The sequence below is a fragment of the Streptomyces sp. HUAS TT11 genome, assembly GCF_051553595.1.
Taxonomy (GTDB): Bacteria; Actinomycetota; Actinomycetes; order Streptomycetales; family Streptomycetaceae; genus Streptomyces.
In genome coordinates this window covers 6,892,292-6,903,247 of sequence record NZ_CP196184.1, presented here as the reverse complement: position 1 = coordinate 6,903,247, position 10,956 = coordinate 6,892,292, and the positions used below count along the sequence as shown (strand labels likewise).

The following is a 10,956-nucleotide window of genomic DNA, read 5'->3' as shown; positions in this document are numbered from 1 at the left end:
GGCGTGCGGCGAAAAGTCGCAACCGCTCACGGTTTCCAGTCGGGGTGCCGTCCGCTGAGGCCGATCGCCCGGTCGAGCAGCGGGGACTCGGCCGGAACGGGCACGACCGGACCGAACAGGCCGCCCCCGCGGTCCGGGTCGTCGGCCGCGGCGACCAGGAAGCCGTACGAGGCCATGAGCGCACCCCGGTCCGGTTCGTACTCCTGGCCGGTGGCCCTGGCCAGGTCCCAGCCGTGGATCACCAGTTCGTCGGCTGCGACGGCGCCCGCGACCCGGCCCGGCAGGGCCACTCCACCGGCGCGGGTCTCACCCGCCCAGGCCGCGGGGTCACGCCAGGCCCCGGCCATCTGGTCGAGCACCAGCGGCAGTTCCTCGCGCCAGCCCGGCCCGATGTCCGGTTCGGTGGCGTCCGGAACGGTGTCCGTGGTGGGGCCGAGATCCTTGCGCCCGGCGTCCCGGAACGCGACGGCGAGCCCCTGCAGATGGCCCAGCAGGGTGCGCACCGTGAAGCCGGGGCAGGGCGTCGCGTCCAGGAGCTGCTCGTCGCGCACCCCGGCCGCGAGCCGGGCGACGATGCGCGTCTGCGGTCCGAGATCGACGATCGTGTCGGTCATTGTCTCCTCCGAGTTCTCATCACTCGAGAGGTGGACCGACGCGGACCGCCGAACTCATCGGTCCCGCGCCCAACGTTTCAGGGAGCCGTGTGTTCCCGTACGGCCACGCGACGCCTGCCGCGCAGCAGATCACGTACCGCGGGCCCGCCGCGCAGGCACCACAGTGCGATCACCGGGTCGCAGATCGCGCAGCCCAGCGAGGAGCCGTGGTCGAAGGGGACGATGGGGTTGCCCTTGAGATGGTGCACGACGTCCCACCCGGTGTGCAGCAGCCAGCCGATGCCGATGAACGTCCATGACTCCAGCCCTCGGTAGGCGACACAGGTGACGAGGGCGGTGAACACGAACTCCCAGCCGCCGAGACCGCCGCCGCTGAGATAGGCGGCGCCCGCTCCGGCGAGCACGACCGCGTTGACGCGCCGCCGGTGCGGTTCGCGCAGGAGGGACATGAGGATCACGTAGAGGACACCGATGGCTACGGGCGCGAGGTACTGCACGGGACTGCCTTTCCGGGTTCGTACGGGTGACGCGGCCGGCCGGCGCGGGGACGGTTCACCACGCTAGGTCCGCGCATCGGGGCTCCCCAGGGGAATTAGTGACAGCTACCGACGGATTTCCGTCCACGGGCCGCCCTCCGCCCCGTCTTTAGGGCACCTGCCCCATCCCGTCCTCACCTCCTTAGAACCACGATGACCAGGCATGACGACGACATGGTCCGGGGCGCGCCTGCTGCGCGACCGCAACGCACGGCTGTATCTGACCCAAGTGGTGGTGTCCGGCTTCGGCACGTCTGCGCTGTGGCTGGCGTCCGGGGTGTGGGTCAAGGACCTCACGGGCTCGAACGGACTGGCGGCGCTCTGCGTCTTCGCCCTCTGGGCTCCGACCCTGGCCGGCCCGCTGCTCGGCACGGTGGCCGACCGCATCCGGCGCAGGCCGCTGCTGATCGGTGCGAACCTGCTCCTGGCCGCCCTGGTGCTCGCCCTCGTCACCGTCGACTCCCCGGATCGCCTGTGGCTGCTGTTCGCGGTCCTGCTGGTCTACGGCGCCGCGGGCGTCGTCCAGGACGCGGCGGAGTCGGCGCTCGTCACCGCCGCCGTCGACCCCTCGCTGCTGGGCGACTTCAACGGACTGCGGATGACGGCCAACGAGGGCATGAAGCTCGTCGCCCCACTGGCCGGAGCGGGCCTCTACGCGGTGTACGGCGGACCGGGCGTCGTGCTCCTGGACGCGGTCACCTTCGTGCTCGCCGCAGGTCTGTGCGCGCTGCTCCGCGTCCACGAGGACCGGCCGCGGAAGGCTTCGGGCGACTGGCGCGCACAGACCGCCGAGGGCGCCCGCCACTTGTGGGCACATCCGCGACTGCGGCCCCTGGTGCTGGCCGGCGGCGGCACCATGCTGTTCACGGGTGTCTGCGGAGCGCTCGTCTACGCCGTCGTCGCGGGCCTCGGGCACTCCCCGGCCTACGCGGGGGTGCTCTACGCCGTCCAGGGCGTCGGTTCGGTGGCGATCGGGCTGGTGTCCGGACCCGCGATGCGGCTGCTGGGCGCCCAGCGCTTCGGGGCCTGCGGCATCGCCCTCACGGCCGTCGCCGTGGCCGCACGGGCGGTCCCCTCCGACGCGGTGGCCCTGGCGTGCAGCCTGGCGAGCGGTGCGGGGCTGCCCTGTGTGCTGATCGCCGCGCTCACCGCGGTGCAGCGCGAGACGCCGGGTGCGCTGCTGGGCCGAGCGACGGCCACGGCCAACACCCTGGTCTTCGCGCCGAACGTGATCGGGCTGGCCGCGGGAGCGGCGCTGGTCGAGCTGGTGGACTACCGGCCGCTGCTGGTCGCGCTGGGCCTGGCGCTGCTGGTCACGGCCGGGCTGCTGCTTCAGAGCCGCGCGAGGGCGTCCCGCACGGCCTCCAGGTCGCCGTCGGACGCCAACCCCGCGTGATAGAGCCGCAGTTCCGTCGCGCCCAGCTCCATCGCCTCCCGCGCGTCCCGCTCCAGCGTCCGCGGTGCGCCGCCCATGCCGGAGACCACGGTGAAGTTGGCCGCGCGAGCGGATCCTTCCCCGCCCTGCTCCGCGAACGGCACGAGCAGACCCGCGCCGCCGGTGCAGGGCACCACCACCCCGTCCGCGACGGACAGGATGTGCGCGGGGTCGACCCCCGCGTTCGCCCCGCAGTGGTGCCACACCGGGTCCGCGTGCAGCAGCACCCGGAAGCCGTCGGGCGCGGCCGCGCGGACCGCCGCCACCGCCGCCTCCTGGAGGGAGCGGGCCACGCCCTCACGCCACGCGCGCGTGGCGGCCGCATCGGACTCGCCGAGGAGCTTCTCGACGCCCGCCCAGCCGCCGTCCGAGGGCGCGCCGCGCCACACCGGTTCCAGCGCGGCGCGTACCGCCGCGGCCAGTGCTCCGGGGTCCGCACCCTGCGCCTCGTACCCCGCACGGCAGCTCTCGCAGAAGCACAGCGACATGAGGTAGTGGCCGGCGTCCCCGAGCGCCACCCCGCCGATCTTGTCGTGCGCGTGCAGATGGGCCAGGCCGTACCAGCCGAGCGACTCCAGCTCGGTGCCGCGCGCGCCCGGCCGCACGGCCGCCTCGGCGGCGAGGTCGACGAGGTACGCGCGCGTGCCCGGCTGGGCGATGCACGGCGCCCACGGATACCGGTCGCCGTAGGCGTTGACCACGGAAGTCCCCGGATGTTCCTCCCCGAGCCGGGAGTTGTGCGCCAGCACGACCCAGGTGTGCACCTCGAGATCCGCGCCGGCGAGCGCCTCGGCGGCCGCCCCGAACGCATCCCCCGGGGACCACTCCCCGGCCGGGTACGGACGCGGGACGCGGCCTTCCCAGCGCGCGTCCGGCGGGAAGAGCACGGCCGCGTGGCGGGCCGTCACGATGCGGTGGCGCGGATGCCGGGGGGTGAGCGCACGGGTGGAGTGGTACGCGGACGCCAGCGTCGCCTGCCGGACCCCCAGGGCGGCCACGCGGTCCGCGGCCCGTGGGTCCCCGACGACGTCCCAGGGGTAGAGGAACGCCGAGGCCTTCACGCGCCCTCCCGCAGCAGTTCGTAGCCGTGGTCGATCAGCCCGGCGAGCTGTTTGACGTGGTCCTCGGCGGGTTCGTGCAGCGGCGGCCGCACCTCGCCGACGTCGAGGCCGCGCAGGCGCACTCCCGCCTTGACGAGCGAGACGGCGTATCCGCGGCCCTGGGCGCGCAGTTCGACGAACGGGCGGTAGAAGCCGTCGAGGAGCCGGTGGACGGTGGCGTCGTCGCCGGTGCCCAGCGCCCTGTGGAAGGCGAGGGCGATCTCCGGGACGAAGCAGAACACGGCGGAGGAGTAGAGCGAGATGCCGATGCCGCGGTAGGCGAGCTGGGTCTGTTCGGCGGTCGGCAGTCCGTTGAAGTAGAGGAAGTCGCCCGGGACCTCGGTCCGTACGGTGCTCACGATGCGCTGCATCAGGTCCAGGTCGCCGAGCCCGTCCTTGAAGCCGATGACGCCGTCGGTGCGGGCCAGCTCGACCACCGTCCGAGGCGTGAACACGGCGTTGTCGCGCTGGTAGACGATGGTCGGCAGCGAAGTCGCCGCGGCCAGCTCGCGGTAGTGCCGCAGCAGTCCCTCCTGCCCGGCGAGCACGAGATAGGGGGGCATGGCGAGCAGCCCGTCCGCGCCGGCCTCCTCGGCCAGGACGGCGTAGCGCCGGGCGAGCGCGGTCCCGTACCCCGCGCCGGCCACGACCGGCACCCGCCCCTCCGCCGCCTCGACGGCCGCACGGACGCACGCCTGGAACTCCTCCGGCGTGAGCGCGTGGAACTCGCCGGTGCCGCAGCACGCGAAGACGGCTGCGGCGCCCGCCTCGACGCCCGCGCGCACATGCGCGCGGTAGACGTCGAGGGCGACGGAGCCGTCCGGTCCGTACGCCGTCACGGGAAAGAACAGCGGCCCACTGGGGATGCTGAGGCGAGCGGCAAGAGGGGCTGGCGACACGGGCTCTCCCTTGAAACAGGGGCTCATATATGGACCGGACCTCGTACTCGGTGCACGTTTCTGATCCATGTCCATGTCTCTGAACGCGCCCACGCTACGGGGCCTCTCGCGGCAGGTCAAGCGCACAAACGGGCAACTCAGCAGCGGATTCCGCCTCCTCGCGCGACACTTGACGGGTCATGCGAACGCTTCGTAGCGTGTCCATGAATGTGAATGCTGTACATGAATGCGGCCACTGCCTTCAGAAGTGAACCCCCGGCGTGCCCCGGAGGCGCACGAGCCGAGGACAAGGAGACCCGAGGATGCCCGCTCCCCGCACCGTTCTGCTCACCGGCGCCGCCGGCGGACTCGGCACCCTGATGCGGGGCCTGCTGCCCCGGTACGGCTACGAACTGCGGCTCCTGGACCTCCGGCCGATCGAGGGCGAGCCGGACGCCATCACCGCCGACCTCGCCGACCGGGAGGCCCTGCGCGAGGCGGTGCGCGGTGTCGACGCGATCGTCCACCTCGCGGGCATCTCCCTGGAGTCCACGTTCGAGAAGATCCTCAAGGCCAACATCGAGGGCACCTACCACCTGTACGAGGCGGCGCGCGAGGAGGGCGTGGGCCGGATCGTGTTCGCCTCCTCCAACCACGCCGTCGGCTTCGCCCCGCGCCCCCAGGGCGACGACCCGCTGATCCCGATCGACACCCCGCGCCGGCCCGACACCTTCTACGGACTGTCCAAGTCCTTCGGCGAGGACCTCGCCCAGCTCTACTGGGACAAGCACGGGCTGGAGACGGTCTCCGTGCGCATCGGCTCCTGCTTCCCGGAGCCGACCAGCGTCCGCATGCTCTCGGTCTGGATGAGCCCCGAGGACGGCGCCCGGCTCTTCCACGCGGCCCTGACCGCCGAGCACGTGGGGCACACGGTGGTCTACGGATCGTCCGCGAACACCCGCCTGTGGTGGGACCTGACCACCGCCCGGGCGCTCGGCTACGAGCCGAGGGACGACTCCGAGCCCTTCGCCGGCAAGCTCGTCGCCGAGCAGGGTGAGCTCGAAGAGGGCAACCCGGCCCACGCACATCTGGGCGGCCACTTCGTCACGGACCCGCCGATCTGGCCGTACTGACCGGGCACGGCGGGAGCGGGCGGGCACGAAACGGGCCCGCCCGCTCCGCTTTTCGGGCACCGGCGCTGCCCGATCCCACCCGTCGCCCCGCTCCCGCGCAGGTCCGAGACGGGCACACGGTGAGCCGTTCGGGCGGGATCGGGCACAGTCGGGCGCGCAACAGGCCTGGTCACCGTCGCACACCGGCTGTAGAACATTCCCCCAAGGGCCCCGCGGGGCCCGAACGGGCACAGCACGGTGGAAGGCAGGTGTGGGCGATGACGGCGAAGACGGCAGAGGAACGTCAACGCGAGATCGTCAAGGCCGCCCGCCGCACGGGTTCGGTCGACGTCACCTCGCTCGCCACGGAACTGGGCGTCGCCAAGGAGACCGTGCGCCGCGATCTGCGCGCCCTGGAGGACCACGGGCTGATCCGCCGCACCCATGGCGGCGCCTACCCCGTGGAGAGCGCCGGCTTCGAGACGACCCTCGCCTTCCGCGCCACGAGCCATGTGCCCGAGAAGCGCCGTATCGCGGCCGCCGCGGCCGAACTGCTGGGGGATGCCGAGACCGTCTTCGTGGACGAGGGCTTCACCCCGCAGCTCATCGCCGAGGCGCTGCCGCGGGACCGGCCGCTGACGGTGGTGACCGCATCCCTGGCCACCGCCGGTGCGCTCGCGGAGGCCGAGAACACGACCGTCCTGCTGCTGGGCGGCCGGGTGCGCTCCGGCACCCTCGCCACCGTGGACCACTGGACGACGAAGATGCTGGCCGGTTTCGTCGTCGACCTGGCGTTCATCGGCGCCAACGGCATCTCCCGCGAGCACGGGCTGACCACACCCGACCCCGCCGTCAGCGAGGTCAAGGCCCAGGCCATCCGCGCCTCCCGGCGCACGGTCTTCGCGGGCGTGCACACCAAATTCGGGGCGGTGAGCTTCTGCCGGTTCGCGGAGGTCGGCGCCCTGGAGGCGATCGTCACGAGCACCCTGCTGCCGGCGTCCGAGGCGCACCGCTACTCGTTGCTCGGCCCTCAGGTCATCCGGGTCTGAGAGGGCCCGAGGACATCTGAAAAGCGCCACCCACTCCCCGAGGGACGCCCTCACGCCGATAGCGCCCCTTATCTCCCCATACGTCCAGGAGCGATCCATGCGCACCCAGAGCCGACGGAGGCCGCGAGCGATGCTCGCCACGGCCGCCGCAGGGACGCTGCTCGCCCCGCTTCTCTCCGGCTGCTGGGTCGGGGCGGGCGGGTCCGGTTCCGGCGGCAATTCCATCAATGTGCTGATGGTCAACAACCCGCAGATGGTGGAGCTGCAGAAACTCACCGCCGCGCACTTCACCAAGGAGACCGGCATCAGGGTGAACTTCACCGTCCTGCCGGAGAACGACGTCCGCGACAAGATCAGCCAGGACTTCGCCAACCAGGCGGGACAGTACGACGTCGCCACCCTGAGCAACTACGAGATACCGATCTACGCCCGCAACGGCTGGCTGCACGACATGGACTCGTACGTCTCCGCGGACCGCGCCTACGACGAGCAGGACGTCCTCAAGCCGATGCGGCAGTCCCTGACGGGGGACGACGGCAAGCTCTACGGACAGCCCTTCTACGGCGAGTCGTCGTTCCTGATGTACCGCAAGGACGTGTTCGCCGAGAAGGGGCTGACGATGCCCGCCCACCCCACCTGGCAGCAGGTGGCCGATCTCGCCGCGAAGGCGGACGGCGCGAAGCCCGGGATGCGGGGCATCTGCCTGCGCGGACTGCCCGGCTGGGGCGAACTCATGGCCCCGCTCACCACGGTGGTGAACACCTTCGGCGGCACCTGGTTCGACAAGGGCTGGAAAGCGCACCTGAACGCGCCCGAGTTCGAGAAGGCGACGAAGTTCTATGTCGACCTGGTCCGCGAGCACGGCGAGTCGGGTGCCGCCCAGTCCGGCTTCGCCGAGTGCCTGAACAACATGACCCAGGGCAAGGTCGCCATGTGGTACGACGCCACCTCCGCGGCCGGCCTCCTGGAAGCGCCCGACTCGCCCGTCAAGGGCACGCTCGGCTACGCCCCCGCGCCGGTAGAGAAGACGCAGAACTCCGGCTGGCTCTACACCTGGGCCTGGGGTCTGCAGAAGGCGTCCCGCAACCCGGACAAGGCCTGGAAGTTCGTCTCCTGGGCGTCCGGCAAGGAGTACGAGCAGCTCGTCGGTGACACCAGCGGATGGGCCAACGTGCCCGCAGGCAAACGTGCCTCCACGTACGAGAACGCGGCCTACCGCAAGGAGGCGGCCTCCTTCCAGGACATGACCCGCGAGGCCATCGAAGGCGCCCGGCCCACCGACCCCGGGGTCCAGCCGCGCCCCGCACCGGGCATCCAGTTCGTCGGCATCCCCGAGTTCACCGACCTCGGTACCAAGGTCTCCCAGGAGATCAGCGCGGCCATCGCCGGGCGCCAGTCCGTCGAGTCGGCCCTGAACAAGTCCCAGAAGCTCGCCGAGCAGATCTCCGAGGAGTACGAGGGACGATGACCGCCACCACCACGGCCTCCATGGCCGCGACACCCGCACGCACGGCCCGTCCGCCCTCCGCCCGGCTGCGCTCCTGGGCCACCCGGGCACCGCTGCTGCCGGCCCTGATCTTCATGATCGTCGTGACCCAGCTGCCCTTCGTGGCCACGCTGGTGATCTCGTTCTTCGACTGGAACGCCCTGTACCCCAAGGCGCGCCACTTCACCGGGCTCGACAACTACCACCGGGTCCTGACCGACGCCGACCTGCGGCACTCGGTGTGGACGACGGTCCTGCTGACCGTCGCGGTGGTCCTGGTCAGCCTGATCCTCGGCCTCGGTCTCGCGCTCCTGCTGGACCGCAGGTTCCACGGCCGGGGCATCGTCCGCACCCTGCTGATCGCCCCCTTCCTGGTGGTCCCGGTCGCCGCCGCCCTGCTGTGGAAGCACGTGCTCTACAACCCCGAGTACGGCCTGCTGAACGGTCTGCTGCACTACGTGGGCGGCCCCCAGCCGGACTGGATCTCGAACACCCCGCTCCTCGCGGTCGAGGCCTCGCTGGTCTGGCAGTGGACGCCGTTCATGATGCTGATCCTGCTGGCCGGTCTGCAGAGCCGCGACCATCAGCAGATCGAGGCGGCACGGGTGGACGGCGCGAGCGACTGGCAGATCTTCCGCCATCTGACGCTGCCGCACCTGCGCCGCTATCTCGAACTCGGCGCCCTGCTCGGCTCGATCTACATCGTGCAGAACTTCGACGCGGTGTTCACGCTCACCTCCGGCGGCCTGGGCACCGCGAACCTCCCCTACACCGTCTACCAGAGCTTCTACCAGGCCCACGAGAACGGCCTCGCCTCGGCCGCCGGTGTCCTGGTCGTCATCGGCTCCATCGTCATCGCGACCTTCGCCCTGCGCGTGGTGTCGTCCCTGTTCCGCGAGGAGGTGTCCCGCGCATGAGCGCCGTCGCCGTACGCATTCGCCGCCGCCGCGGAGCGGGCCTCGGCCTGCTGGCCTGGCTGGTCGGTCTGCTGTTCTTCCTGCCCATCGCCTGGATGGCCCTGACGTCGTTCCACTCGGAGGCCGACGCCGCGACGAACCCGCCGTCCTTCGGCGCCGCACTGACTCTGGACGGTTACCGGGACTTCTTCGGCGTGGGCGGCGGGGCGAGCCCCTGGCCCGCACTGATCAACTCGACCGTGGCGTCGCTGGTGTCGACGTTGTGCGTCCTGCTGCTGGCCCTCCCCGCGGCCTACGCGCTCTCCGTCCGCCGGGTGAGGAAGTGGACGGACGTCCTGTTCTTCTTCCTCTCCACCAAGATGCTCCCGGTGGTGGCGGGGCTGCTGCCGATCTACCTGTTCGCGAAGAACGCCGGGATGCTGGACAACATCTGGCTCCTGGTCATCCTCTACACCTCGATGAACCTCCCCATCGCGGTGTGGATGATGCAGTCGTTCCTCGCCGAGGTCCCGGTGGCCGTGATCGAGGCGGCGCAGATCGACGGTGCCCGGCTGCCGACGGTGCTGGCCCGCGTGGTGGCTCCGATAGCCCTGCCCGGCATCGCCGCCACCGCCCTGATCTGCTTCATCTTCAGCTGGAACGAACTGCTCTTCGCCCGGGTGCTCACGGGCGTGGTCGCCGAGACCGCCCCCGTCTTCCTGACCGGCTTCATCACCAGCCAGGGCCTGTTCCTGGCGAAGGTGTGCGCCGCGTCGCTCGTCATCTCCCTGCCGGTGCTGGCCGCGGGGTTCGCCGCCCAGGACAAGCTGGTCCAGGGCCTGTCGTTGGGAGCCGTGAAATGAAGGCCGCCGTCATCGAGTCCGTGGGCCGCGCCGTCGTCTCCGAGGTCCCCGACCCGACGCCCGGGCCCCGCGAGGTCGTCGTCGAGGTCGCGGCCTGCGGTCTGTGCGGCACGGATCTGCACATCCTCCAGGGCGAGTTCGCGCCCAAGCTGCCGATCGTGCCGGGACACGAGTTCGCGGGCGAAGTGGTCGCGGTGGGGGGCCAGGTCACCGAGGTGTCCGTCGGCGACCGGGTGGCCGTGGACCCGTCGCTGTACTGCTACGAGTGCCGGTACTGCCGTACGGGCCACAACAACCTCTGCGAGCGGTGGGCGGCCATCGGCGTGACGACGGCCGGCGGTGCGGCGCAGTACGCGGTGGCCCCGGTCGCCAACTGCGTGAAGCTCCCCGAGCACATCCGCACCGAGGACGCGGCGCTGATCGAACCGCTGTCCTGCGCGGTGCGCGGCTACGACGTCCTGCAGTCCCGACTCGGCGCGCACGTCCTCGTCTACGGCTCCGGGACCATGGGCCTGATGATGCTGGAGCTGGCCAAGCGGACGGGTGCGGCGAGCGTGGACGTGGTCGACCTCAATCCGGCGCGCCTGGAGACCGCACAGCGGCTGGGCGTCTCGGCGACCGCTGCGAGCGCGGACGAACTGGACCGGCCGCAGGGCTGGGACGTGGTGGTGGACGCCACGGGCAACGCCGCCGCGATCCAGGACGGCCTCGGGCGGGTGGCGAAGGCGGGCACCTTCCTGCAGTTCGGCGTGGCGGACTATGCGACGCGAGTCACCATCGACCCGTACCGGATCTACAACCAGGAGATCACGATCACCGGCTCGATGGCGGTGCTGCACAGCTACGAGCGGGCGGCGGAGCTGTTCGCGGGCGGTGTGCTCGACCCCGAGATCTTCATCAGCGACCGGATCCCGCTGGAGCGCTATCCGCAGGCGCTGGAGCAGTTCGCGGCGGGGGTGGGACGCAAGATCGTGGTGGTGCCGTAGC

General features: G+C 71.4%; 11 protein-coding genes. 7 read left to right on the top strand and 4 right to left on the bottom strand.

Features of this window, described 5'->3' with window-relative positions:
- Nucleotides 1-26: 26 nt before the first annotated feature.
- Nucleotides 27-614 carry a TIGR03086 family metal-binding protein gene (locus tag ACSHXN_RS30820; RefSeq protein WP_355130755.1) on the bottom strand — a complete coding sequence of 196 codons (588 nt, stop codon included), beginning with the start codon at nt 612-614 and terminating at the stop codon, nt 27-29.
- A gap of 77 nt (nt 615-691) precedes the next feature.
- The gene (locus ACSHXN_RS30815; protein ID WP_355130757.1) at nt 692-1,111 is read right to left on the bottom strand and encodes a DUF6010 family protein; all 420 of its coding nucleotides are present in this window, start codon (nt 1,109-1,111) and stop codon (nt 692-694) included.
- A 202-nt stretch (nt 1,112-1,313) separates the two neighbouring features.
- On the opposite strand from ACSHXN_RS30815, the gene ACSHXN_RS30810 reads away from it, so the two are divergent.
- Nucleotides 1,314-2,546 carry an MFS transporter gene (locus tag ACSHXN_RS30810; RefSeq protein ID WP_438304443.1) on the top strand — a complete coding sequence of 411 codons (1,233 nt, stop codon included), beginning with the start codon at nt 1,314-1,316 and terminating at the stop codon, nt 2,544-2,546.
- Here the strand turns inward: ACSHXN_RS30810 and ACSHXN_RS30805 are convergent.
- Nucleotides 2,483-3,646, bottom strand: coding sequence for a hypothetical protein (locus tag ACSHXN_RS30805; RefSeq protein ID WP_438304441.1), 1,164 nt, complete (start codon nt 3,644-3,646; stop codon nt 2,483-2,485). The genes ACSHXN_RS30810 and ACSHXN_RS30805 overlap by 64 nt on opposite strands.
- Nucleotides 3,643-4,584 carry a 5-dehydro-4-deoxyglucarate dehydratase gene (locus tag ACSHXN_RS30800; protein ID WP_355130763.1) on the bottom strand — a complete coding sequence of 314 codons (942 nt, stop codon included), beginning with the start codon at nt 4,582-4,584 and terminating at the stop codon, nt 3,643-3,645. The genes ACSHXN_RS30805 and ACSHXN_RS30800 overlap by 4 nt, the downstream gene beginning before the upstream one ends.
- 302 nt (nt 4,585-4,886) lie before the next feature.
- On the opposite strand from ACSHXN_RS30800, the gene ACSHXN_RS30795 reads away from it, so the two are divergent.
- The 6 genes from ACSHXN_RS30795 to ACSHXN_RS30770 all read left to right on the top strand — a co-directional run bounded on the left by ACSHXN_RS30795 (nt 4,887) and on the right by ACSHXN_RS30770 (nt 10,955).
- Nucleotides 4,887-5,696: an NAD-dependent epimerase/dehydratase family protein gene (locus ACSHXN_RS30795; RefSeq protein WP_355130765.1), complete on the top strand. Its 810-nt coding sequence runs from the start codon at nt 4,887-4,889 to the stop codon at nt 5,694-5,696.
- 257 nt (nt 5,697-5,953) lie between these two features.
- Nucleotides 5,954-6,724, top strand: coding sequence for a DeoR/GlpR family DNA-binding transcription regulator (locus ACSHXN_RS30790; protein ID WP_355130767.1), 771 nt, complete (start codon nt 5,954-5,956; stop codon nt 6,722-6,724).
- Between the two features lie 97 nt (nt 6,725-6,821).
- Nucleotides 6,822-8,192 carry an ABC transporter substrate-binding protein gene (locus tag ACSHXN_RS30785; protein ID WP_355130769.1) on the top strand — a complete coding sequence of 457 codons (1,371 nt, stop codon included), beginning with the start codon at nt 6,822-6,824 and terminating at the stop codon, nt 8,190-8,192.
- Nucleotides 8,189-9,127 carry a carbohydrate ABC transporter permease gene (locus tag ACSHXN_RS30780; RefSeq protein WP_438304438.1) on the top strand — a complete coding sequence of 313 codons (939 nt, stop codon included), beginning with the start codon at nt 8,189-8,191 and terminating at the stop codon, nt 9,125-9,127. The genes ACSHXN_RS30785 and ACSHXN_RS30780 overlap by 4 nt, the downstream gene beginning before the upstream one ends.
- Complete coding sequence (locus ACSHXN_RS30775) at nt 9,124-9,969, top strand: carbohydrate ABC transporter permease (protein ID WP_355130772.1); 846 nt, start codon at nt 9,124-9,126, stop codon at nt 9,967-9,969. The genes ACSHXN_RS30780 and ACSHXN_RS30775 overlap by 4 nt, the downstream gene beginning before the upstream one ends.
- On the top strand, nt 9,966-10,955 hold the full coding sequence (locus ACSHXN_RS30770; RefSeq protein WP_355130774.1) for a zinc-dependent alcohol dehydrogenase family protein: 990 nt from the start codon (nt 9,966-9,968) through the stop codon (nt 10,953-10,955). The genes ACSHXN_RS30775 and ACSHXN_RS30770 overlap by 4 nt, the downstream gene beginning before the upstream one ends.
- Nucleotide 10,956: the final 1 nt, after the last annotated feature.